Here is a 22,467-nt window from a genome sequence, read left to right on the forward strand (position 1 = left end):
CCGTGGCGATGGTCGAAGCCGGCGGGATTCGGCTGCACGTCCAGCGCACGGGGCCGGCCGACGGCCGCGTCCCGCACGCCACGGTCGTCCTGGTGCACGGGCTGCTCACCGACAGCCTGGCCAGCTACTACTTCACCGTCGCGCCCGCGTTCGCCGCGGCCGGCCTCGACGTCGTCATGTACGACCTGCGCGGCCACGGCCGCAGCGAACGCCCGCCGCAGGGCTACACCCTCGACCACAACATCGACGACCTGGCGGCCCTCCTCGACCGGCTGGCCGTCACCGGGCCCGTCCACCTCGTCGGCAACTCCTACGGCGGAACGATCGCCTTCGGCTTCGCCGCCCGCCACCCGGCGCGCACGGCCAGTCTGACGCTGATCGAGTCCGAGCCCGCGACCCCCGCCTGGGCGGCGAAAATCGGTCGCATCCTCGACCGGGTCATGACCGAACTCGCCGACAGCGAACCCGACGCGATCGCCTGGATCACCGCCCGCCGCGGCCACAACACCGCCCGGCTGGCCAAGGGCGCGGCCCGGTTCGCCCGCGAGACCACCCTCGGCCGGGACATCCCCGCCAGCCGGGTGCTGACCGAGTCCGCGATCAGGGCCGTACGCTGCCCGGTCCTCGGCGTGTACGGCGGCGAGTCGGACCTCGCGGACCTGGTGCCGCTGATGCGGGCGCTGCTGACGGACTACCGGGCGGTCGTGCTGCCCGGGCACGAGCACTCGGTGCTCGTGGAGGCGCACGCGGCCGTCGGCGGGCACATCCTGGACCTGATCGGCGCCGGGGCGGGGGCCGCCGGATGAGCGGCTTCCTCTTCGTGGTGCCGCCGCTGACCGGGCACGTCAACCCGGCCGTCGGCGTAGCCGCCCGGCTGGCCGCGCACGGGCACCGGGTGGCCTGGGTGTGCGCGGACCCGGCGCTGGTACGGCGGCTCGCGGGTCCGGACGCCGAGGTGTTCGGCTGCGCGGGCCCGGTGCCGGGCGCCGAGGGTGCCGTACGGCCGCCGGACCTGCGCGGCGCGGAGGCGCTGAAGTTCCTGTGGGAGTGGTATCTGCTCCCGCTCGCCGACGCCATGGCGCCCGGTGTCCGGGCGGCGGCCGGGGCGTTCCGGCCGGACGTGGTGGTGGCCGACCAGCAGGCCTTCGCCGGCGCCCTGGTGGCCGAACGCCTCGGACTGCCGTGGGCCACCTCGGCCACCACCTCGGCGGAGTTCACGGGCGCCTACGACGGCCTGCCGAAGGTCGCCGCCTGGCTGCGAGACCGACTGACCGGACTGCGCGCCCGCGTCGGAGACCCGTCCGGGACCGCCGACCCACGCTTCTCGCCGCACCTGATGCTGATCTTCAGCACGCCCGAACTCCTCGGCCCCCAGGCCCCGTTGGCACCGCACATCCACTACGTCGGCCCCTCCCTCGCCGACCGCCCGACCGGCCCCGGGTTCCCCTGGGAACTGCTGGACCGGCACCGGACGAAGGTCCTGGTGACCCTGGGCACGGCGAACGCCGACGCGGGTGGCCGGTTCCTCGCCGAGTGCCTGAGCGCGCTGCGGGAACGCGCCGACCGGGTGCAGGCGGTGATCGCCGACCCGGGTGGCGCCCTCGCGGTGCCGGCCGGTGACAAGGACGTCCTGGTCCTTCCGTCCGTGCCCCAGCTCGCGCTGCTGGAGCGGATGGACGCCGTCATCTGTCATGCCGGACACAACACCGTGTGCGAGGCCCTGTGGCACGGCGTTCCGCTCGTCGTCGCGCCCATTCGCGACGATCAGCCGGTGGTGGCCGGACAGGTCGTGGACGCCGGCGCCGGCGTCCGGGTCCGCTTCGGCCGGGTCCGCGCGGACCGGCTGGGCGCGGCCCTCGACACCGTCCTCACCGACCCGGCCCACCGGGCCGCCGCCGTCCGCATCCGTACCGCGTTCCGCGCGGCGGGCGGCGCCCGGGCCGCGGCGGCCCACCTCGAACGACTGGCAGCGGAGTGCCGATGAGCGACCACGACGAAGAGAGCGCCGAGAGCGCCGAGAGCGCCAAGAGCGTCGAGAACGACAGGACGGTGCGTGTCGCCGCCCTGCGTCCCGCCTACCAGAGCGACCTGGCGGCCGGTACGGACCGCTTCTTCACCGCCCGCCGCCCCGACTGCCCCTGGTGCGGCTCGGACCGGCTCACCACCCGCCTGCGCACCACCGACCTGCTCCAGCACAAGCCCGGCCGCTTCACCCTCGACCGCTGCGCCGACTGCGGCCACACCTTCCAGAACCCCCAACTCACCGAGGATGGGCTGGAGTTCTATTACCGGGACTTCTACGACGGCCTCGGCGAACAGCGCATGAGCGGCACCTTCGGCGGCCGTGGCGCCATGTACCGGGCCCGCGCCGAGGCGATGCTCCCGTACGACCCCGCCCCGAAGACCTGGCTGGACGTCGGCACCGGCCACGGCCACTTCTGCGCGAGCGCCCGCGCCGTCCTGCCCGGCACCGCCTTCGACGGGCTCGACTTCACCGACGGCGTCGAACTCGCCGCCCGCGAAGGGCGCGTGGACCACGCCCACCGCGGTGCCTTTCCCGAGCTCGCCCCCGAACTCGCCGCGCGCTACGACGTGGTGAGCATGTTCCACTACCTGGAGCACAGCACCGACCCGGACCGCGAACTCCGTGCCGCCCACGAGGTCGTACGCCCCGGCGGCCACCTCCTCATCGAGGTGCCGGACCCGGAGAGCCGCTACGCCCGGCTGCTCGGCCGCTGGTGGCTGCCCTGGCTCCAGCCCCAGCACCTGCACTTCATGCCGGTCGCGGGGCTCCGGCGGCGGCTGACCGAGCTGGGCTTCACGGTGGTCGCCGAGCAGCATGCCGAAGCGCATGACCCGGTCGACCTGCTCGCCGCGGTCTGGCTGGCCCTCGACCACGCCGCCCCGCGCGAGGACGCCCCCTGGCTGGCCGAGCCGCCCGGCGCCCTGCGCCGCGCCGCGCGCACCGCACTCCTCCTCGCGGGGGTGCCCGCGCTCATCACGGCGACGCTCCTCGACCGGTTCGCGATCCGCCCCCTGTCCCACCGCCTCGGCCTGTCCAACGCCTACCGCCTGGTGGCGCGCCGCGAGTGACCGGGACTCACAGCACCTTGGCCCGGATCAGCGCGGACAGCGTGAGGGTGCCCGGCACCAGCGGCACCCAGTCGGTCAGCACCCGGTAGCCGATGACCGTCGCCGTGGCCACCGCCGGCCCGGCGCCGAACGTGACCAGCGTCCACACCAGCGCCGCGTCGACCGCGAACCCGCCCGGCGCCGGAACCGCCCCCACGGCCGTGCCCGCCGCGAGATAGGCGAGCACCACGTGCGCCCAGGGCAGCCCCAGCCCGAGCGAGGCACCGACACAGGCCAGGGTGGTCCCCTGCACGAGTGGCATCGCGACCGCCCCGCCCCACAGCGCGACCACCCGGCAGGGCCGCGTGTGCACCTCCCGGGCGTCGGCGAGGGCGGAGCGCAGCAGCCCGGTCACCGGCCGCCGCAACGGCCGTACGACCGTCAGCAGCACCCCCGCCACCGCGACGGCCCCGCCCCCGACGGCGGCGACCGGAACCACCAGCCGTCCGTCCGGGACCACATCACCGAGCCGCCGCCAGGCCGGTGACGTGGTGAGGAACACCAGCAGCACCAGGGTCTTCGCGCTCGACTTGGCCAGCGAGTACAGCCCGATCGACGCGGTGGCCCGGGCCGGCGGCACCCCTCGGCCGCGCAGAAAGCGCAGCGTGACGGCATGGGCGCCGAGACCGGCCGGCAGCGCGTGGTTGGCGGCACCGGCGGCGAACTGCGAGGCCAGCAGCAGCCCCGGGGGCACCCGGTCGGGCAGCGCGCCCTGCCGGACGCACGCGGCCGCCACACAGTTCAGGCAGGTGAAACCCGCCCCGGCCAGCAGCCACCCCGGGTCGGCCGCGATCAGCCGCCGGACCCCCTCGTACATCACGGGCCGGTTGGCGAGGGCCCAGCCGGCGGCGAGCAGCAGGGGAGCCAGGCACAGGGCCAGCCGGATGTGCCGGGCCGCGAGGGGGGACGCGGACCGGGGAGCGGATTCGGTACCGGTGTCGGGCGGAGCACCGGGGTCGGCGGGGAGCGGATCCGCCGTCCGGGGACACGGCGGGGCGGAGAGCGAGGGGGACGGAGACAGTGAGGACACGGGGACGTCGTCCTTCCGCAGCGGGCCCCTGCGGGGACCTGGGGGAGGCGGGTCGGGCGATACCGCGGGGAGCCTTCCCCTCCCGCGTGACACGGGGATGTCCGAAAACCGAAGGCGCGAGGGCGGGACGGTGCCGCCGGGCGGGTGCGCGCAAGCCGCCGTTCACCGCCGACCAGGTAGCCTTCCCTTGGGGCGTGCTTTGCATGCGGCGGCCCGGAAGGCAAGGACAGCGACAGGGGAGGATCCCGCGGTGCACGTCCAGGAATGGCTCGACACGGTGCCCGCTGCCGCCGTCTACGTCGTGGTGGCCCTGGTGATCGGTGTGGAGAGCCTGGGCATCCCGCTTCCCGGAGAGATCATCCTGGTCTCGGCGGCGCTGATGTCCTCCCAGCACTCGGGCGTCAACCCGGTCGTCCTCGGCGCGTGCGCGACCGCGGGTGCCGTGATCGGCGACTCCATCGGCTACGCGATCGGCCGCAAGGGCGGCCGCCCGCTGCTGGCCTGGCTGGGCGACAAGTTCCCGAGACACTTCAGCGAGGGCCATGTGGCCACCGCCGAGCGGTCGTTCGAGAAGTGGGGCATGTGGGCCGTCTTCTTCGGCCGCTTCATCGCCCTCCTGCGCATCTTCGCCGGCCCGCTCGCGGGCGTCCTGCACATGCCCTACTGGAAGTTCCTGATCGCCAACGTCCTCGGCGGCATCTGCTGGGCGGGCGGCACCACGGCCGCCGTCTACTACGTGGGCGTGGTCGCCGAGGGATGGCTGAAGAAGTTCTCCTACGTGGGCCTCGCGGCCGCGGTCCTGCTCGGCCTCGCCACCATGCTGATCATCAAGCGCAAGGCGAAGAAGGCCCAGACGGTCGAACGAGAGGCAGAACCGGTGAACGCCGGCGAGTGAGGCCCGCCGACGCGCCTACTCATGCACCCCACGATGCGCCTTGGCCAACTCCGCGTACATCGTGCCGTTGAGTGTGACCCCCTGCCGCTCCTCCTCGGTGAGCTCCCGCCGCACCTTCGCCGGCACCCCGGCCACAAGCGACCCGGGCGGCACCACCATCCCCTGCGGCACCAATGCCTGAGCCGCGACGAGCGACGCCGCCCCGATCACCGCCCCGTTCAGGACGGTCGCCCCCATCCCGATCAGACAGTCGTCCTCGACGGTCGCCCCGTGCACCACCGCGTTGTGCCCGATGGACACCCGCTCGCCCACGCTCACGGGAAACCCGGGATCCGCATGCAGCGTGACGTTGTCCTGCACATTCGCCTGCGCACCCACGCTGATCGTCTCGACATCCCCGCGCACCACAGCCCCGTACCAGACACTGGCCCCCGCGTGCAGCGTGACATCACCGATCACGGAAGCCGTAGGCGCCACGAACGCCTCCGGGTCGACCCGCGGCTCCTTGCCCCCGATGCCCACGATCAGCGCCTGCTGTGTCATCACCGTCTCCTCGCATCCGTAAGTACCCCGCACGCTACGACACGGCGTGGGGCAAAGATCACAGCAGCCCACCCTCTCGCCGAAGGCAACCGCTGAGTAACGTAAGCCCGTGCCGAAGCCCAAGAACACGTTCTCGTCCTGGCGCCGCCGCCTCGCCCAACGCGCGGTACACGCGGCCTGGGCCTGGGCGCAGCGCACGGGCTCCGTCTCCGCCGAGCACCCCGGCCGCCTGAAGTTCGGCGCGATCGGCGAAGCCACCCGGCTCGCCTTCCCGCTCGGCACGGTGTTCGGCGAGCCCTGGATCCACCTCGGCTCGCACTGCATCATCGGCGAACAGGTCACGCTGACCGCCGGTCTGATGCCGGACCTGGACCTCGGTCCGGACCCGATCCTGCGCATCGGCGACGGCGTGGTCCTCGGCCGCGGCAGCCATGTCATCGCCGACACGACGGTCACCATCGGCAGCGACTGCTACTTCGGCCCGTACGTCTACGTCACCTCCACCAACCACTCCTACGACGACCCGCACCAGCCCATCGGCAGGCAGTGGCCGCGCATGGAGCCGGTGGAGATCGGCCCGGGCTGCTGGATCGGCACCGGCGCGGTGATCCTGCCGGGCGCGCGTGTGGGCCGGAACGTGGTCGTCGCGGCCGGTGCCGTGGTCAGAGGCACGGTGCCCGATCACGCCGTGGTGGCGGGGGCGCCCGCCCGGGTCGTCCGGCGCTGGACGGCCGAGCAGGGCTGGCAGCCGCCGCTCAGGACGCCGGCCCCGGTGCCCATCCCGGACGGGATGACGCCGCAGCAGCTGCGCGCGCTGGCGGAACTGGACGAGGACGCGGTCACCCGGCTCGCGGAACTGGAACCCGAGAGCTGACTCGGCCGGGAGTGGATTCCGCGGGTCGGTTCGGCCGGGAGTGGATTCCGCGGGTCGGTTCGGCCGGGAGTGGATTCCGCGGGTCGGCTCGGCCGGGGGTGGATTCCGCGGGTCGGCTCGGTGGTGGTGGATTCCGCGGGTCGGTTCGGCCGGGAGTGGATTCCGCGGGTCGGTTCGGCCGGGGGTGGATTCCGCGGGTCGGCTCGGTGGTGGTGGATTCCGCGGGTTGGTTTGGCTGGGGCCGGAGTCCGGGGGTTGGTTTGGCCGGGGCGGGAGTCCGCGGGTTGGTTTGGCCGGGAGTGGAGTCCGCGGGTCGGTTCGGGACCGGAGTCCGCGGGTCGGTTCGGGACCTGAGTCCGCGGTCGGTTCGGCCGGGACCGGAGTCCGCGGTCGGTTCGGCCGGGACCGGAGCCCGCGGGCCGGTTCGGTGGAGACCGGAATCCGCGGGCCGGTTCGGTGGAGACCGGATTCCGCGGGTCGGTTCGGGCGGGAGTGGATTACGAGGGTCGGTTCGGGCGGGAGTGGATTCCGCGGGTCGGTTTGGCCGGGGGTGGATTCCGCGGGTCGGCTCGGTGGTGGTGGATTCCGCGGGTCGGTTTGGCCGGGGCCGGAGTCCGCGGGTCGGCCCAGCCGGAACTGGAAGCCGCAGGCCTGCTCAACCGGTCGCCAGCAGCAGCGTGCCGAGTAGCGCCAGGCCCGCACCCGCCGCCTGGATCGCCCGCAGCCGCTCGCTGAGGAAGCCGCGCGCGGCCAGCGCGGTCACCACCGGATACAGCGAGGCGAGGACGGCCGCCACGGTGACCGGGCCGTACTGGGCGGCGACCGCGTAGGTGCCGTTGGCGGCCACGTCGGCGAGCCCGACGAAGGCCAGCGCGGGTAGCGAAGCCCACGGGAAGCCGCCCTCCGGCACCGCCCGGCCGCCCCGCCGTACGGAGACGGCGAGCGCGGCCCCGCCGACCGCGACGTTCGTCAGCCGCTGGACGAACAGGGACAGGAACAGGCCGGTGACGGTGGTCGAGGCCTCCGTGATCAGGGCGAAGACCGTGCCGAAGCCCAGCGCCGCGATCAGGGTGAGCAGGATCGTCCGCCGCTGGACCGGCGCGCCGCGCAGCTGCGGGCCGCCCGCGAGGACGACCCCGGTGACGGCGACCGCGATGCCCGCGACCTGGAGCAGACCCGGCCGCTCGCCGAGGACGAGGCCCACCCCGACCGGCACGGCCACGCTCAGTGTCGCGAGCGGGGAGACGACCCCCATGGGGCCGAGCGCGAGGGCCTTGTAGAAGGAGAGCAGGGCGATCGGTCCGACCAGCCCCGCGGCGAACCCGAACCACAGGCGGGGGCCGGCCTCGCTCCAGCCACCGGTCGCGACGACGATCGCGCCGAGGACCGTCGCCGCGATGGCCTGCGAAACGACCACGACCGTCAGCGCGGGCGTACGCCGGGTCAGCAGTCCACCGCCGAAGTCGGCCAGTCCCCACAGGAGGCTGGTGGTCAGGGCGAAGAATGCTGTCACGGCCGGCCTCGCAGTACAGTTTGATGAACGATCAGGTACACCTCACCGTAGTTCAGTGAAGTGAACTCTGTCATCCCGTATATTGAACCCTCATGATGGACGTGATGTGTCGGACCTCGACCTGCTGACCCAGTCCCTGGCGCGCAACGTCAAGCGCTGGCGCACCGAGCGCGGCTTCACCCTGGACGCGCTCGCCGCCCGCGCGGGCGTCAGCCGCGGCATGCTCATCCAGATCGAGCAGGCCCGGACGAACCCCAGCATCGGCACGGTCGTCAAGATCGGCGACGCGCTCGGCATCAGCATCACCACCCTGCTGGACTACGAACAGGGCCCCACCGTCCGCATCGTCCCCGCCGAGCAGGCCGTACGGCTGTGGCACACGGACGCCGGCAGCTACAACCGCCTCCTCGCCGGCACGGAGGCGCCCGGCCCGCTGGAGATGTGGGACTGGCGGCTGATGCCCGGCGAGCAGAGCCCCTCCGAGCCGCACCCGGTGGGCACGGTGGAACTCGTCCATGTCACCGCAGGTGAACTGACCCTCACCGTGGACGGCGTCAAGCACCTGGTGCCGACCGGCGCGAGCGCCACGTTCGAGGCCAGTACCTCGCACACCTACGGCAACGAGGGCGACGTACCGATGGAGATGGTGATGGCCGTCTCGGTGCCGCCAGTGCGCTGAACCGCACTGCGGCGGCCTGTTAGCGTGCGGCCATGCGCGCACCCATCGGAGACTTCGACACCGCCACCCCCGTCCCGGACTGCCTCGAGGAGCTGACCGCCCCGGTCGCCGACGCCGTACGCGACTGGCGGGGCGCGATCCCCGCCGACCGCGTCCTCTACGTCGAGACGGACCCGCGCTGGGCCGACACGGCCGTCTTCGTGGAGCACTACGGCCGCGAGCTGCTGGAGCAGTCCGCGAACTGCGTGGTGGTCGCCGGCAAGCGGGGCGGTGAGACCACCCTCGCCGCGTGCCTGGTGCTCTCCACCACGCGGGTCGACGTCAACGGCGTGGTCCGCCGCCAACTCGGCGCGCGCAAGGCATCGTTCGCCTCCATGGAGACGGCGACCGGCGAGACCGGCATGGAGTACGGCGGCATCACCCCGGTCGGACTGCCCGCCGGCTGGCCGCTGCTGATCGACTCGGCGGTTGTGGACCTCCCCTACGTCCTCGTCGGCAGCGGACGCCGACGCGGCAAGCTGCTGGTGCCCGGCAAGGCCCTCGCGGAACTGCCGGGCGCCGTGGTGCTGGAGGGCCTCGGGGTCGCCTGAGGCAGCTGCCGCTTGCCCCTGGCCCGGCCCGTGGCGGAATTCAGTAGGCGGTGGCGGTGCCGAGGTACTGCTCGGCGAAGGCCGCCGCCGCGGTCGGTGAGGTGAACAGGCGGCGCAGCCGGGCCAGTGTGGTGCCGGCGCGGAACGGATCGCCGGACGCGACACCGTGATAGATGTCCGACAGCCACTGCGAGAACTCCTGGTAGTCCCACACCCGGCGCAGACAGGCCGCCGAGTAGCCGTCCAGGCCGGTGCCGTCGCCCTTCGTGACATGGGCCGCGAGCGCGTCGCCGAGCAGGAAGGCGTCGTGCAGGGCGAGGTTCATGCCCTTCGCGGCGATGGGTGCGACCAGATGACCGGCGTCGCCGGCCAGGAACAGCCGCCCGTGGGCCAGGGGTTCGACGACATAGTGGTGCATGTCCAGGACGCGTTTCTCGATCAGCCGGCCCTCGGTGAGCGGGGGCGCTCCGGCCGCGCCGAGCCGCTCGCGCAGCTCGGTCCAGACCCTGTCGTGCGGCCAGTTGTCCGGATCGTCGCCGGGCGGGCACTGGAGGTAGAACCGGGTCAGCTCCGGGCTGCGGGGCATCTGGCCGGCGAAACCGCGCGGATGGACGCCGAACAGCACGCAGTCCGTCGACGGCGGGACCTCCGCGAGCAGCGCCAGCCAGCCGATGCCGTCGTCCTGCCGTGCGATCCGCCGGCGCTGTGCGGGTAGCGCGTCCCGCGTCACCCCGCGCGCCCCGTCGCAGCCCGCGACGAAGTCACAGCGCAGCAGCCGCCGTTCACCCGTGTCCGGGCATCGGTACGACACCGCCGGCCGGTCGGAGTCCAGGTCGTGCAGTGTGACGTCGCGCACGCCGAAGCGGATGTCGCCGCCGCGTACGTCGGCGTACTCCCGCACCAGATCCGTCACCAGCAACGGCTGCGGGTAGACGTAGTGATGGCTGCCGGTCAGGTCGGCGTAGGGGAAGCGGTACCGTTCGCCGTCGAAGCGGAACTCGCAGGCGCTGTGCGACTCGGCCCGCTCCAGCAGCCGTTCGGACAGTCCGCGTCGGCCGAGTTCGCGTACGGCCCATTCCTCGATGACGCCGGCCCTGGGCCGGGTCTCGATGAACTGCCTGCTCTCGGTCTCCAGGACGACACAGTCGACGGAGGCGGCCCGCAGGATGCCGGCGACGGTGAGCCCGGCCGGCCCGGCGCCCACGACGACGACCGTACGGCGTTCCTCGGGCGCGGAGCCGAGGTGGGGGGAAGGGGAGATCATCCCCGCATTATGACGGTGTCCCGTCAGCCGGATCCGGCCGACGGGACACCAGGGGGAGCAGGGTCAGTGCGCGGGGGCGTCGGTGACGACGACCTCTTCGATGTCGCGCTCGATCTGCTCGGGCTTGGAGGCGGTCGCCTTGGCCCAGTAGTAGATGGCGAGCGAGAACACCGCGACGACCAGGATGTCCCACCACAGCGGCAGGTCGTTGGTGCCGCCGAAGGTGCTCAGGTAGGAGATCACGCCGATGCCCACCAGGTAGGGCGGCAGCCACTGCGCGGCCTTGAAGTCCAGGCGCGGCGCGTTGGGCAGGTTCTTGCGGATCGCGTACCAGGCGTAGGAGCCGAGCAGCACGTAGCCGATCAGGATCGCGCAGCCCAGGCGCCACAGGGTGTCCCAGCCGGACCAGAAGATGATCAGGTTGGCGACCACGAAGGACAGCGGCGAGATGAAGTTGCCGAAGGGCAGCTTGTACGGACGCTCGTGGTTCGGCAGCCGGTCGGCGAAGACGCCGTAGGCCAGCGGGGCACCCGCGTACATCAGCACGCTCGCCGAGGTGATGAAGCCGACCAGCGTCTGCCAGCTCGGGAACGGCGCGAAGCAGATCACACCGGTCACGAACGACATCGCGAGGCCGAACCACGGCACACCGCGCGAGTCGGTCTTGGCGAAGACCTTCGGCGCGTAGCCGTTCTTGGCCAGGCCGTAGGAGATGCGGGACGTGGCGGTGGTGTAGATCAGGCCGGTGCCGCCGGGGGAGATGATCGCGTCGGCGTACAGGACCCAGGCCAGCCAGCCCAGGCCGACCAGCGAGGCGAGACCCGCCCAGGGGCCGCTGATGCCGGCGTAGGCCAGGTTCGCCCAGCCCTTCGCGAAGGTGGCGTGCGGCAGGGCGGCGATGAACACGACCTGGAGCAGGACGTAGATCGTGGCGCCGATCGCGACCGAACCGAGCGTCGCGCGCGGCAGGTCACGCTTCGGGTTGCGGCTCTCACCGGCCAGCTGGATCGCTTGCTCGAAGCCCAGCAGCGCGAAGATGATGCCGCTGGAGCTGATCGCGGTGAGGACGCCCTTGGCGCCGAACGGCGCGAAGCCCTCGGAGGTGAAGTTGGCCGGGTGGAAGTTGCCGATGGCGATGACGAAGATCGCCGCGAGCGGGACCGCGATCTTCCACCAGGTGGCAGCACTGTTGGTGTGCGCCAGGACGCGGACGCCGAGGAAGTTGACCGCGACGAACACGGCCATGAGGAGCACCGCGACGACGATGCCGCTGGTGGTGAGCGTGCCGTTGGCGTTCTGCAGGCCGTCGGCGAAGTGCCAGTGCTTGGCGTAGCCGATCATGGCCTCGACCTCGATCGGGGCCACCGTCGCGGCCTGCAGCCAGGAGAACCAGCCGAAGGACATGCCGGCCAGGCCGCCGAAGGCGTAGTGCGGGTAACGGGCGGTACCGCCCGCCACCGGGAACATGCCGCCGAGCTCGGCGTGCACGAGGGCGAGCAGCACAATCGCCACGGCACCGATCACCCACGAGATGATCGCCGCGGGGCCGGCCGCCGTGACCGCCTTCTCGGCACCGAAGAGCCAGCCGGAGCCGATGATGGAACCCACCGAAGCCCACATCAGGCCGATGAGTCCCACATCGCGGCGCAAGCCGCCGCCGGTGTCGCTTGTGGCTACCGGCGTAGCAGCCTGGTCGACTTTCGCCATGTCTAGTGGCCTCTCAGATCTATACGCAGGGTTAACGAGCAAGGAGGCCACAGGCTAGGGAAACTTTCCGACTCAGCAAAAGAGTGTTAACCAAATTTTGACCCAGGATCTCCGGTGTCTTGGGCGCACACTCGGTCACTGACTTGTCACAGGTCAGATGCCTAGTCGGAATGTCAATATTCAGCGACCAATTGTGAGTAGAAGGAGAGATTCGTTAGCCCAGACGGGGAATTTCGATCGCCGGACACCGATCCATGACCATGTCAAGCCCTGCCGTCCGGGTGCGCTCATAGGCGACCTCGTCCACGACACCGAGCTGGAACCACACCGCCCGCGCGCCCTTGGTCACGGCCTCGTCGGCCACCGCCCCGGCCCGGTCGCCGTTGACGAAGACGTCGACCACGTCGACCTCGAAGGGGATGTCCGCGAGGGAGGCGTAGCCCTGCTCTCCGTGCACGGTCTGCGCCTTCGGATGCACCGGCACGATCCGCTTGCCGAACCGCTGCAGCACCTGCGCCACACCGTACGCGGCCCGGCTCCGGTTGCCGGACAGGCCGACCACCGCCCAGGTGTCGCCCAGCTCGGTCAGGATCCTGCGGATCGTCGCTTCGTCGCCATACACGGCCGCCTCCTCGGGGCTGCGGGAAACTGGTCCCCTGGACAACAGCAGCCCGGCCGGTCCGGATTCCCGGCCCGCCACCTCGCCACCCTGTCCGGAATGGACACAAGATGCCTGCGTACGACCGTCCGCCCGCCTACGCTCAGCCCGTGCTGCGCATCCTCGACGCCCGAACCGGTGAGCCCGTCCCAGCCGCGCCCGCCCGCCGCGGCCTGACCCGCATCGAGGCCCACGCCTGTGGCCCGGACCCGACCTCCCTGCGCGTGCTGCTCACCGCCGACCTCCTGGTCCGCGCCCTGGAACTGGGCGGCACACCGGTCTGGGCGACCCTCGCCGCACCCCACCGCCCCGCCGACCTGCGCACCGCCGCGACCACCCTGGCCATCCGCCCCTTCGAGGACGCCCACGACGTCACACCGGGCCTCGGGGAGGCGCAGACGCTCCATGTGACGACCGAAACCCCGGACGCCTCCGGCGGGGGGCCGGTGGTGTGGGTCGCACCGGTGGAGTGGACGGGGGAGCCCAGGGGCGGGTGGGAGGCGGATACGGCTTCGGCGGGGGGCGTGGGCTCGTCCGGGGCGAGGGGTGCGGGCCGGTCCGCGGCCGGGGCGGCTGGTGAGGCCGGACGGACCTGTGGTGGTGGGGTGCCTGAAGGGGCAGGACAGTCCACCGAGGGGCAGGAGGAGCCCGCCGGCCGGCCCGCTCACGGGCAGGCTGCCGAGCCGCCGGCTCCTGGCGGTGCCCACGAGACCCCTCCTGGTGGTGCTCCCGAGTCCGGCGCGGGTGAGTCCGGTGCCGGTCGCCCCGCTTCTGGATCCGGTCGCCGCCCCGCTCCTGGCCTCGGTTCCGGCCGTGCCCCCGAGCCCGCTGCCCACCCCGCGCTCCCGGCCCTCCTTTCCGGTCTCTCCGACCCCGCTGCCCTTCGGCTCGCGCTGCTCTGCGTCCCGCGTGGCGAGCCTGTCCGGCTGGACTCCGCCGTGCTGGAGGAGGCCGCCGGGCGGCTGGCCCGGTGGCGGCGGGCGGTGGCGGAGTGGGCCCGGCAGCCCTCGCGGCCCGTGCCCGACGAGGTGCGGGCACGGCTGCGCTCCGCGTGGGAGGACGACCTCGACCTGCCCGGAGTGCTGGAGGTGCTGCGGGACGTGGAGAGCGCCCCGGACCTGCCCGACGGAGCCCGCTTCGAGACCTACGTCTACGCCGACCGGCTGCTGGCCCTCGACCTCGCCCGCGACCTCGGGAGCCCGGCGTGATCACGCGGGCGGGCAGGGGCTCGCTGCGTCGGCTGGTGGTCCTGCGGCACGCGAAGTCCGCCTGGCCCGAGGGCGTCGAGGACCACCGCAGGCCGCTCGCGCCGCGCGGCCTGCGCGACGCCCCGGCCGCCGGACGCGCCCTCGCCGAGGCCGACTGCCTGCCCGACCTCGCCCTGTGCTCCCCGGCGGTACGCGCCCGCCGCACCTGGGAGCTGGCCTCCGCCGAGTGGGGCACTCCGCCACCGGTGCGTTACGACCGGCGGTTGTACGCGGCCGGCGTACCGGAGCTCCTGGAGGTGGTCCACGAGACGCCGCCCGAGGTCGAGACGCTGCTGCTGGTCGGGCACAACCCCGGCCTCGAGGAGCTGGTCCTGGAGCTGGCCCGGGACGGTCTCGAGGACACGCTGGAGCGGGTGCGGACGAAGTTCCCCACGTCCGCGATCGCCGTCCTGTCCTGGCACGGCACCGGCTGGCCCGCCCTCGGCCCCGGCACGGCCCTCCTGACCTCGCTGATCGTGGCTCGCGGGAAGAAGAAGTAGGCCCACGCGCGCGTGGGCGTGCCCGAGCCGGGACGACCGGGGTACGCGCGTGCCCGGACGTCCGTGCCTCCACCGCCGGCATGCGCCCGTCGCCGCACACTCCCCGTCACCACATAGGCTTGCGGGATGCAGGACGAGTACCGCACAGTCGCCCGCGCGGGCGTGCACGAGATCGAGATCAACCGCTCCCGCTTCCTGTGCGCCCTCGCCCCGGCCGCCACCGAGCAGGAGGCGCAGGACTTCATCGCCTCCGTGCGCAAGGAGCACGCCGACGCCACCCACAACTGCTGGGCGTACGTCATCGGCGCCGACGCCTCCGTGCAGAAGGCCAGCGACGACGGCGAACCGGGCGGCACCGCCGGCGTCCCCATGCTCCAGATGCTGCTGCGCCGCGAGATGCGCTACGTCGTCGCGGTCGTCACCCGCTACTACGGAGGCGTCAAGCTCGGCGCCGGCGGACTCATCCGGGCCTACGGCGGCGCGGTCGGCGAGGCCCTCGACAGCCTCGGCACGATCACCCGGCGCCGCTTCCGGCTGGCCACGGTGACCGTCGACCACCAGCGCGCAGGCAAGGTCCAGAACGACCTGCGCGCCACCGGACGCGAGGTACGGGACGTCCGCTACGCCGAGGCGGTCACCATCGAGATCGGCCTGCCGGACGCGGACGTGGAAGCCTTCCGCGCCTGGCTCGCCGATGTGACGGCGGGCACGGCAGGGTTCCAACTGGGCGGCGAAGCCTACGGAGATGCCTGACACTCCGCCCTGATCGGGCAAAAGTGGCCATAGTTGACCGGCTGTGTCGGGTCGATACGGGAGTAACCGCCCGTGATGTCAGACCCGGCCGTTAGTCTCGGGGATCATGAGACTCCTGCACACGTCCGACTGGCATCTCGGCCGGGCCTTCCACCGGGTGAACATGCTCGGGGCCCAGTCCGAGTTCATCGGTCACCTCGTCACCACCGTGCGCGAGCGCGAGGTGGACGCGGTGGTCGTGTCGGGCGATGTGTACGACCGCGCGGTGCCCCCGCTCGCCGCGGTCGAGCTGTTCGACGACGCCCTGCACCGCCTCGCGGACCTCGGGGTGCCCACGGTGATGATCTCCGGCAACCACGACTCGGCCCGCCGCCTCGGCGTCGGCGCCGGGCTCATCGACCGCGCCGGCATCCACCTGCGCACCGAACCGTCGGCCGCCGGCACCCCCGTGGTGCTCACCGACACCCACGGCGACGTCGCCTTCTACGGTCTGCCGTATCTCGAACCGGCCCTGGTGAAGGACGAGTTCGCGGTGGACAAGGCCGGACACGAGGCCGTGCTCGGCGCCGCCATGGACCGTGTCCGCGCCGACCTCGCGGGCCGCGCGCCGGGCACCCGCTCGGTCGTCCTCGCCCACGCCTTCGTCACCGGCGGCCAGGCCAGCGACAGCGAGCGGGACATCACCGTCGGCGGGGTCGCCGCCGTACCGGCCGGGGTCTTCGACGGCGTCGACTATGTGGCGCTCGGCCATCTGCACGGCTGCCAGACCCTCACCGAGCGCGTGCGCTACTCGGGCTCCCCGCTCGCCTACTCCTTCTCCGAGGCCGACCAGCGCAAGAGCATGTGGCTGATCGACCTCGGCCCCGACGGCTCCGTCTCCGCCGAGCGCGTCGACTGCCCGGTGCCGCGCCCGCTGGCCCGCATCAAGGGCACGCTGGACGACCTCCTCGCCGACCCCGCGCTGGCCCGCCACGAGGACGCCTGGGTCGAGGCCACCCTCACCGACCCGGTCCGCCCCGCCGATCCCATGGCCCGGCTCACCGAGCGCTTCCCGCACACCCTCAGCCTCGTCTTCGCCCCCGAGCGCGGCCCGGACGACCCCCAGGTGTCCTACGCCCGGCGTCTCGCGGGCCGCAGTGACCAGCAGATCGCCCAGGACTTCGTCGCCCATGTGCGCGGCGCCGGGCCCGACGAACGGGAGGCGGCCGTGCTGCGCGAGGCCTTCGACGCCGTGCGCGCCGACGCCGCCGTACGGGAGGTGGCCCGGTGAGGCTGCACCGGCTCGACATCACCGCCTTCGGGCCCTTCGGCGGCTCCCAGAGCGTCGACTTCGACGCCCTGTCCGCCGCCGGGCTCTTCCTGCTGCACGGCCCCACCGGCGCCGGCAAGACCTCCGTCCTGGACGCCGTCTGCTACGCCCTGTACGGCTCCGTACCCGGCGCCCGGCAGAGCGGCCAGGGCATGCTGCTGCGCAGCGACCACGCCGAGCCGCGCACCCGCACCGAGGTACGCCTCGACCTCACCGTCGCCGGCCGCCGCCTGGAGATCACCCGGCAGCCGCCCTGGGAGCGGCCCAAACTGCGCGGCACCGGTACCACCGTCGACAAGGCCCAGACCTGGCTGCGCGAGTACGACGCCGCGGCCGGCGCCTGGAAGGACCGCAGCCGCTCCCACCAGGAGATCGGCGAGGAGATCACCCAGCTGCTCGGCATGAGCCGCGAGCAGTTCTGCCAGGTCGTGCTGCTGCCCCAGGGCGACTTCGCCCGCTTCCTGCGCGCCGATGCCGAGGCCCGCGGCCGGCTGCTGGGGCGCCTCTTCGACACCCAGCGCTTCGCCGACGTCGAGAAGCGACTCGCCGAGCGCCGCCGCGCCACCGAGGCACGCGTGCGGGAAGGCGACGCGGCGCTGCTCGCCGACGCCCACCGCATGCAGCAGGAGGCCGGCGACGCCATGGAGCTGGCCGAGCTGGCCCCCGGCGACCCGGGCCTGGCCGACGCCGTGCTCGGCGCCGCCGCCGTCGCCCGCGCCACCGCCCGCGAACGCCTCACCGTCGCCCACTGCCGGCTCGCCGCCGCGGAGTCCGCCCACGCCAAGGCCAGGCGCGCCCTGGACGACGTACGCGAACTCGCCCGTCTGCAGAGCCGGTTCGCCGAGGCCCGGCAGCGCGCCGAGCGACTTCAGGAGCGGGCGGGCGCCCATCACGAGGCCCAGCGGCGCATGGAGCGGTCCCGCAAGGCGGAGGCCGTCGCGCCCGCGCTGGAGCTGCGCGAGGCCGCCGAGGAGGAGCACCGCAAGACGGCCGCGGCCGAGGCACGCACGCGTGGCATGCTCCCCGACTCCTACGCCGACGCGGGCGCGGCCGGACTCGCCGCCGCCGCACGCCGGGCCGCCGAGGAGCTGGGCGGTCTGGAAGCGGCCCGGCGGGCCGAGCAGCGGCTCGCCGAGCTGGCCGAGGAGCGGTCCGGGCTCGACCGCCAGGAGCGCGCCGACGAGGACGTGCTCCGCGAGGCCGAGGCCTGGCTCGACGGCTGGGACGCCACCCGCGCGTCGCTGCAGTCCCGCGTCGACTCCGCCCAGGAGGCCGCCACCCGAGCCGAACAGCTCGCCGTCCAGCGGGAACCGATGCGCGGGCGCCTCGAAGCGGCCCGCACCCGGGACCAGCTGGCCGCCGACCTGGAGGGGGCCCGGCTGCAAGCGGCCGCCTCGGGTCAGCGCGCCCTGGACGCCCGCGCCCACTGGCTGGACCTCAAGGAACAGCGCCTGAACGGCATCGCCGTAGAACTGGCCGCCCACCTCACCGACGGCGAGCCCTGCGCGGTCTGCGGAGCGACCGAACACCCGGCGCCGGCCCGCAAGGTCGCCGGGCACGTCGACCGCGAGGGAGAGGACCGGGCCCTGGCCGCCTGCCGGCGCGCCGAGGAGCAGCACACCGAGGACGAGCGGCGGCTCGGCGTCGTCCGCGAGGCCCTGGCCGCCGCCACTGCCGAGGCCGGCGACACGCCCACCACCCAACTCGAAGAAGCTGCTGCCGAGTTGGAGCACGAGTACGCCCGCGCCCGCCGCGACGCCTCCGCGCTGCACGCCGCCCACGAGGAGCTGCGGCGCGCCGAGCACGAGCGCGAACAGCGCCTCGCCGACCGTCAGCAGGCCGCCGTACGGGCCGCCTCCCGGCTCACCCGGCGCGAGACCCTGGAGCGCGAACAGGCCCAACTGGAAGACGAGTTGAGCAAGGCGCGCGGCAACTCCGGCAGTGTGGCCGCACGTGCCGCGCAGCTGGAGCGGCAGGCGGCGCTGCTCACCGACGCCGCCGACGCCGTGCGTGCCGCCGAGGACGCCGCCCAGCGTCTGAAGGACGCCGACGCCCGCCTCGCCGACGCCGCCTACCGGGCCGGCTTCGACACCCCGCAGGCCGCGGCCGCCGCCCTCCTGGACGCCGCGGCCCACCGCGAGCTGCAGCACCGCCTGGACGCCTGGCAGGCCGAGGAGGCCGCCGTACGCGCGGTGCTGGCGGAGGCCGACACCGCGGCCGCCGCCCAGCGCCCGCCCGCCGACCCGGCCACGGCCGAGCGCGCGGCCGCCACGGCCGAACACCGGCTGCGCGAGGCGGCGTCCGCGCGCGACGCGGCGGCCCGCTGCTGCGCCGAGCTGGACCGCCTTTCGGCGCGCGCCGGCGAGGCCGTACGACGGCTCGCTCCGCTCCGTGAGGAGTACGACCGGGTGGCCCGCCTCGCCGCCCTCACCGCGGGCACCTCCGCCGACAACGAACGCAAGATGCGCCTGGAGTCGTATGTGCTCGCGGCCCGGCTGGAGCAGGTCGCCGCCGCCGCGACCGCGCGGCTGCAGCGCATGTCGTCGGGCCGCTACACCCTCGTCCACTCCGACGACCGCAGCGGGCGCGGCCGCAGCGGGCTCGGGCTGCACGTGGTCGACGCCTGGACCGGACGCGAACGCGACACCGCCACCCTGTCCGGCGGGGAGACCTTCTTCGCCTCCCTCGCCCTCGCCCTCGGCCTCGCGGACGTCGTCACCGACGAGGCCGGCGGCGTCCGCCTCGACACCCTCTTCATCGACGAGGGCTTCGGCAGCCTCGACGACCAGACCCTCGACGAGGTCCTCGACGTCCTCGACTCCCTGCGTGAACGCGACCGCAGCGTGGGCATCGTCAGCCACGTCCCCGACCTGCGCCGCCGCATCCACGCCCAACTGGAGGTCGTCAAGGGCAGAACGGGGTCGGAGCTGCGGCAGCGGGGGGTCTGACCAGGTACCCGGCTCAGTGGCCCAGTGCGCGCCGGGGCAGGGGTGAGGAGTACACGACGCTGGTGGTCACCGAGCCCAGCGCGCCGATCTTCCCGGAGATCTCCTCCAGATGGGACATGGACCGCGCGGCGACCTTGATGACGAAACAGTCGTCGCCCGTCACATGGTGCGCCTCCAGGATCTCGGGCGTCGCGGCCACCAGATCGTGGAACGGCCTGTAGTTGCCGTTCGGGTAGCGCAGCCGTACGAACGCCAGGATCGGCAGGCCGAGGCGCTCGGGGTCCACGACGGCCGCGTACCCCTGGATCACGCCCGCCTCCTCCAGCCGGCGGACCCGTTCGGTGACGGCACTCGGCGACATGGAGACGGCCCGCGCCAGCTCGGCGTAGCTGGCCCGTCCCTCCCGCTGGAGGACCTCGAGAATGCGCCAGTCGGTGGCGTCCGGGGAATACACGGTCATCCCGGATGGATAGCAGGGAAATCCCGGCGTGGACAAGGGCAACGCCGTGGATCCACGCTTCAGTGGCCGGGCCGCGAGCCGTAGATTTCCAGTCATGATCACGAAGACCACTGAGAACCCCGTCCTGCGCGTCGCCCCCGCCGCCCCCGCCGAGGCGGCCGCCTACTTCCGGGCCAACCTGGCCTTCCACGCCGATGTCTCCGACGTGGCCGCCGCGCTCGCGGCCGGCGGCGACCCCGGCTTCGTCGTCGTGGACTCGCGCTCGATCGAGTCCTGGGACCAGGGGCACATCCCCGGCGCCGTCCACCTGCCCACCGCACTCATCCCCGAGCAGGCAGAGCAGCTCCTGGACAAGTCCGTGCCGGTGGTGACGTACTGCTGGGGCCCCGGCTGCAACGGCGCCACCCGCGCCGCCCTCGCCCTCGCCGAACTCGGCTACCAGGTCAAGGAGATGCTCGGCGGCTTCGAGTACTGGGCGCGCGAGGGCTTCGCCTTCGAGACCTGGCAGGGGCCTGCACAGCGCGACGCCGACCTGCTGACCGCGCCCGTCGAAGGCGAGTGCGGCTGCTGATCGACACCCGTGTAGGTTCTGTGCCCATGGCTCGATACGCGGATCCAGGCGCGCTGGAGTGGGTGGAGTCGGGCGGTGGCCCGCTGATAGCCGTCCCGGAGACGGTGCTGCCGTTCTGGGCGGGCGCCGACAGCGAGGAACTCGACACCGACTACGACCGGGCGTGCGAGGTCGACGGCTACGTCGGCCTGCTGCCCGTCGGCGACAGCGCGGCCCTGGTGTTCGGCGACGAACCCGCCGCCACCTCGTACCTGCCGGACCACGCCACCTTCGTACGGTGGTCCGCCGCGAACTCGGAGGCGGAACTCCTCGCCGGTGTCCCCGCCGCCCTGGACACGGCGGTGTGGGGGAGCGAGGTGCACTGGCGGGTGCCCGGCCCGGTGCTGCTGTTCGACTCGGCCTGGCCGGGCCCGGCGGCCGACCGCAACGAGCACCTGAGGGTGCCGCTGGAGCCGGGCACGTACGCGGTGCGGGCCGCGTATGCGCAGCCGGGGCCCGAGACCTGGGTCGGGCTGGTGCAGCTCAGACGGCTCGGCCACTGACCCGACCGCCGACGGCTGTCAACGCAGGTTGTCGAACGCGATGTTCAGATGCCGGGGGCCACGCAGCACCGCGTTCTGCCGGTACGGCGGCGGGTCCTCGACCAGGCGGGGATGCTCCAGCCGCCGGGCCAGCTCGGACAGCGCGATCTGGGTTTCGAGACGGGCCAGCGGAGCACCGAAGCAGCTGTGGATGCCGCTGCCGAATCCGAGGTGCTGGATGTCCTCGCGGTCCGGGTCGAAGCGTTCGGGGTCCTTGAACCGCTCGGGATCGCGGTTGCCGGCGGCCAGCATCAGCCAGATGCGCGAGCCCTTGGGAATGGTGACTCCGCGCAGCTCGATGTCGGCGATAGTGGTGCGCTGCGGCACGATCTGCACCGGCGGTTCGTAACGCAGCAGTTCCTCCACGATCCGCACCGACAGGCCCGGGTCGTTGCGCAGCCGCTCCAGGACCTCCGGATGGCGCAGCAGCGTGAGCATGCCGTTGGTGATGAGGTTGACGGTCGTCTCGTGGCCCGCGATGAGGAGCAGCACCGCTGTGCTGAGTACTTCCATCGTCGTCATGGCGCCGTCCGGGCCGTGACCGTTCACCAGGTCGGAGAGCATGTCGTCACGGGGTTCCTTGGCGCGCTGCTCCACCAGCCCGTTCAGGTACATGCCGAGCTGCAACCGTGCCTCCTGCGCGGTTCGCTGGGACTCGGCGCTCGTGCGGGAGTCGGGGTCCAGGCCGGCGACGATCGGGTCCACCCAGGCACGGAAGCGGGGCTCGTCCTCGCGCGGCACGCCGAGCAGCCGGCAGATCACAGCCACCGGGAAGGGGTACGCGAACTGGTCGACCAGGTCGATCTGCCGCGCGTCCCCGAAGCCGTCGATCAGCCCGGTGACGATCTCACCCAGCTCGCCCCGCATGTTCTCGATCCGGCGCGGCCTGTGCGGCGGCCCGAAGGAGCTGTTGGCGATCCTCCGCAGCCGGTCGTGCTCAGGCGGGTCGAGTCGGATGAAGCTCGGAGGCAGCCCCGTAGCCTCCGGCCCGGACAGCTCGTCGTCCCCGGCGGCGGCCAGATTGGCGGCGTCGGAGCTGATACGCGGATCGTGGAGCAGCGCCTCGATGTCCCAGTACGAGCTGATGACGAACGGGCCGTCCTCCTCGCGCAGCACCGGAGTCTTGCGGAGCTCCTCGTACAGCGGGTACGGGTTGGCGCGGTTGGCGAAGTCGGTGATCTGACGGAACAACGAGGCCTGCGTCATGACACGT

21 protein-coding genes and 2 pseudogenes are annotated in these 22,467 nt (G+C 73.0%); 15 read left to right on the top strand and 8 right to left on the bottom strand.

The annotated features are described in order from the left end of the window. Nucleotides 1-8: 8 nt before the first annotated feature. Genes ACZ418_RS20415 through ACZ418_RS20425 form a run of 3 tightly spaced genes read left to right on the top strand, consistent with a single transcriptional unit; the run spans nucleotide 9 to nucleotide 3,093 of the window. Nucleotides 9-806: an alpha/beta fold hydrolase gene (locus ACZ418_RS20415; protein WP_468365476.1), complete on the top strand. Its 798-nt coding sequence runs from the start codon at nucleotides 9-11 to the stop codon at nucleotides 804-806. Then, nucleotides 803-1,984, top strand: a complete 1,182-nt coding sequence (locus ACZ418_RS20420; protein WP_468364609.1) for a glycosyltransferase — start codon at nucleotides 803-805, stop codon at nucleotides 1,982-1,984. The genes ACZ418_RS20415 and ACZ418_RS20420 overlap by 4 nt, the downstream gene beginning before the upstream one ends. After that, a complete protein-coding gene (locus ACZ418_RS20425) occupies nucleotides 1,981-3,093 on the top strand; it encodes a class I SAM-dependent methyltransferase (RefSeq protein WP_468364612.1) in 1,113 nt (370 codons plus the stop codon). Before ACZ418_RS20420 ends, ACZ418_RS20425 begins: the two co-directional genes overlap by 4 nt. A 7-nt stretch (nucleotides 3,094-3,100) precedes the next feature. Here ACZ418_RS20425 and ACZ418_RS20430 read toward each other — a convergent pair whose 3' ends face one another. Next, nucleotides 3,101-4,162, bottom strand: coding sequence for a lysylphosphatidylglycerol synthase transmembrane domain-containing protein (locus tag ACZ418_RS20430; RefSeq protein ID WP_468364615.1), 1,062 nt, complete (start codon nucleotides 4,160-4,162; stop codon nucleotides 3,101-3,103). Between the two features lie 250 nt (nucleotides 4,163-4,412). On the opposite strand from ACZ418_RS20430, the gene ACZ418_RS20435 reads away from it, so the two are divergent. After that, nucleotides 4,413-5,057, top strand: a complete 645-nt coding sequence (locus tag ACZ418_RS20435) for a DedA family protein (protein ID WP_468364617.1) — start codon at nucleotides 4,413-4,415, stop codon at nucleotides 5,055-5,057. A gap of 15 nt (nucleotides 5,058-5,072) precedes the next feature. Here ACZ418_RS20435 and ACZ418_RS20440 read toward each other — a convergent pair whose 3' ends face one another. Further along, nucleotides 5,073-5,600, bottom strand: coding sequence for a gamma carbonic anhydrase family protein (locus ACZ418_RS20440; RefSeq protein ID WP_468364620.1), 528 nt, complete (start codon nucleotides 5,598-5,600; stop codon nucleotides 5,073-5,075). Between the two features lie 109 nt (nucleotides 5,601-5,709). Between ACZ418_RS20440 and ACZ418_RS20445 the strand changes: the two genes are divergently transcribed. Next, nucleotides 5,710-6,474 carry an acyltransferase gene (locus ACZ418_RS20445; protein WP_468364623.1) on the top strand — a complete coding sequence of 255 codons (765 nt, stop codon included), beginning with the start codon at nucleotides 5,710-5,712 and terminating at the stop codon, nucleotides 6,472-6,474. A gap of 655 nt (nucleotides 6,475-7,129) precedes the next feature. Here ACZ418_RS20445 and ACZ418_RS20450 read toward each other — a convergent pair. Then, nucleotides 7,130-7,987 carry an EamA family transporter gene (locus tag ACZ418_RS20450; RefSeq protein ID WP_468364627.1) on the bottom strand — a complete coding sequence of 286 codons (858 nt, stop codon included), beginning with the start codon at nucleotides 7,985-7,987 and terminating at the stop codon, nucleotides 7,130-7,132. A gap of 106 nt (nucleotides 7,988-8,093) precedes the next feature. Here ACZ418_RS20450 and ACZ418_RS20455 point away from each other — a divergent pair, with 106 nt between their 5' ends. Continuing rightward, nucleotides 8,094-8,666, top strand: a complete 573-nt coding sequence (locus ACZ418_RS20455) for an XRE family transcriptional regulator (RefSeq protein ID WP_351807939.1) — start codon at nucleotides 8,094-8,096, stop codon at nucleotides 8,664-8,666. Between the two features lie 32 nt (nucleotides 8,667-8,698). Then, complete coding sequence (locus ACZ418_RS20460; RefSeq protein WP_468364631.1) at nucleotides 8,699-9,256, top strand: YbaK/EbsC family protein; 558 nt, start codon at nucleotides 8,699-8,701, stop codon at nucleotides 9,254-9,256. Between the two features lie 40 nt (nucleotides 9,257-9,296). On the opposite strand, the gene ACZ418_RS20465 is transcribed toward ACZ418_RS20460, so the two are convergent. The 3 genes from ACZ418_RS20465 to ACZ418_RS20475 form a co-directional block, all read right to left on the bottom strand. Continuing rightward, complete coding sequence (locus tag ACZ418_RS20465) at nucleotides 9,297-10,520, bottom strand: 4-hydroxybenzoate 3-monooxygenase (protein WP_468364634.1); 1,224 nt, start codon at nucleotides 10,518-10,520, stop codon at nucleotides 9,297-9,299. A 63-nt stretch (nucleotides 10,521-10,583) separates the two neighbouring features. Continuing rightward, nucleotides 10,584-12,227: an APC family permease gene (locus ACZ418_RS20470; protein ID WP_468364637.1), complete on the bottom strand. Its 1,644-nt coding sequence runs from the start codon at nucleotides 12,225-12,227 to the stop codon at nucleotides 10,584-10,586. 214 nt (nucleotides 12,228-12,441) lie between these two features. Beyond that, nucleotides 12,442-12,849 carry a CoA-binding protein gene (locus tag ACZ418_RS20475; RefSeq protein WP_468364640.1) on the bottom strand — a complete coding sequence of 136 codons (408 nt, stop codon included), beginning with the start codon at nucleotides 12,847-12,849 and terminating at the stop codon, nucleotides 12,442-12,444. Between the two features lie 107 nt (nucleotides 12,850-12,956). Here ACZ418_RS20475 and ACZ418_RS20480 point away from each other — a divergent pair. The 6 genes and pseudogenes from ACZ418_RS20480 to ACZ418_RS20505 form a co-directional block, all read left to right on the top strand. Next, nucleotides 12,957-13,358: pseudogene (locus tag ACZ418_RS20480) on the top strand (hypothetical protein); the annotation flags it as partial. A gap of 390 nt (nucleotides 13,359-13,748) precedes the next feature. Then, nucleotides 13,749-14,093: pseudogene (locus ACZ418_RS20485) on the top strand (hypothetical protein); the annotation flags it as partial. Continuing rightward, on the top strand, nucleotides 14,090-14,632 hold the full coding sequence (locus tag ACZ418_RS20490) for a SixA phosphatase family protein (protein ID WP_468364643.1): 543 nt from the start codon (nucleotides 14,090-14,092) through the stop codon (nucleotides 14,630-14,632). The pseudogene ACZ418_RS20485 and the gene ACZ418_RS20490, both read left to right, overlap by 4 nt. Nucleotides 14,633-14,758: 126 nt before the next feature. Continuing rightward, on the top strand, nucleotides 14,759-15,385 hold the full coding sequence (locus tag ACZ418_RS20495; RefSeq protein ID WP_468364645.1) for a YigZ family protein: 627 nt from the start codon (nucleotides 14,759-14,761) through the stop codon (nucleotides 15,383-15,385). Nucleotides 15,386-15,491: 106 nt separating this feature from the next. Beyond that, on the top strand, nucleotides 15,492-16,655 hold the full coding sequence (locus ACZ418_RS20500) for an exonuclease SbcCD subunit D (RefSeq protein ID WP_468364647.1): 1,164 nt from the start codon (nucleotides 15,492-15,494) through the stop codon (nucleotides 16,653-16,655). Continuing rightward, nucleotides 16,652-19,642 (top strand): AAA family ATPase, encoded by a 2,991-nt coding sequence (locus ACZ418_RS20505; protein ID WP_468364650.1) that lies wholly within the window; start codon nucleotides 16,652-16,654, stop codon nucleotides 19,640-19,642. The genes ACZ418_RS20500 and ACZ418_RS20505 overlap by 4 nt, the downstream gene beginning before the upstream one ends. A 13-nt stretch (nucleotides 19,643-19,655) precedes the next feature. On the opposite strand, the gene ACZ418_RS20510 is transcribed toward ACZ418_RS20505, so the two are convergent. Next, the gene (locus tag ACZ418_RS20510; protein ID WP_468364653.1) at nucleotides 19,656-20,102 is read right to left on the bottom strand and encodes an Lrp/AsnC family transcriptional regulator; all 447 of its coding nucleotides are present in this window, start codon (nucleotides 20,100-20,102) and stop codon (nucleotides 19,656-19,658) included. A gap of 94 nt (nucleotides 20,103-20,196) precedes the next feature. On the opposite strand from ACZ418_RS20510, the gene ACZ418_RS20515 reads away from it, so the two are divergent. Together ACZ418_RS20515 and ACZ418_RS20520 are read left to right on the top strand one after the other, a co-directional pair. Further along, entirely contained in the window at nucleotides 20,197-20,673 is a 477-nt protein-coding gene (locus ACZ418_RS20515) for a rhodanese-like domain-containing protein (protein WP_468364656.1), read from the top strand. Nucleotides 20,674-20,699: 26 nt separating this feature from the next. Next, nucleotides 20,700-21,215: an immunity 21 family protein gene (locus tag ACZ418_RS20520; protein ID WP_468364659.1), complete on the top strand. Its 516-nt coding sequence runs from the start codon at nucleotides 20,700-20,702 to the stop codon at nucleotides 21,213-21,215. 18 nt (nucleotides 21,216-21,233) lie between these two features. Here ACZ418_RS20520 and ACZ418_RS20525 read toward each other — a convergent pair whose 3' ends face one another. Continuing rightward, nucleotides 21,234-22,460, bottom strand: coding sequence for a cytochrome P450 (locus tag ACZ418_RS20525; protein ID WP_468364662.1), 1,227 nt, complete (start codon nucleotides 22,458-22,460; stop codon nucleotides 21,234-21,236). Nucleotides 22,461-22,467 lie beyond the last annotated feature (7 nt).

Source organism: Streptomyces sp. NPDC030820, assembly GCF_055572075.1.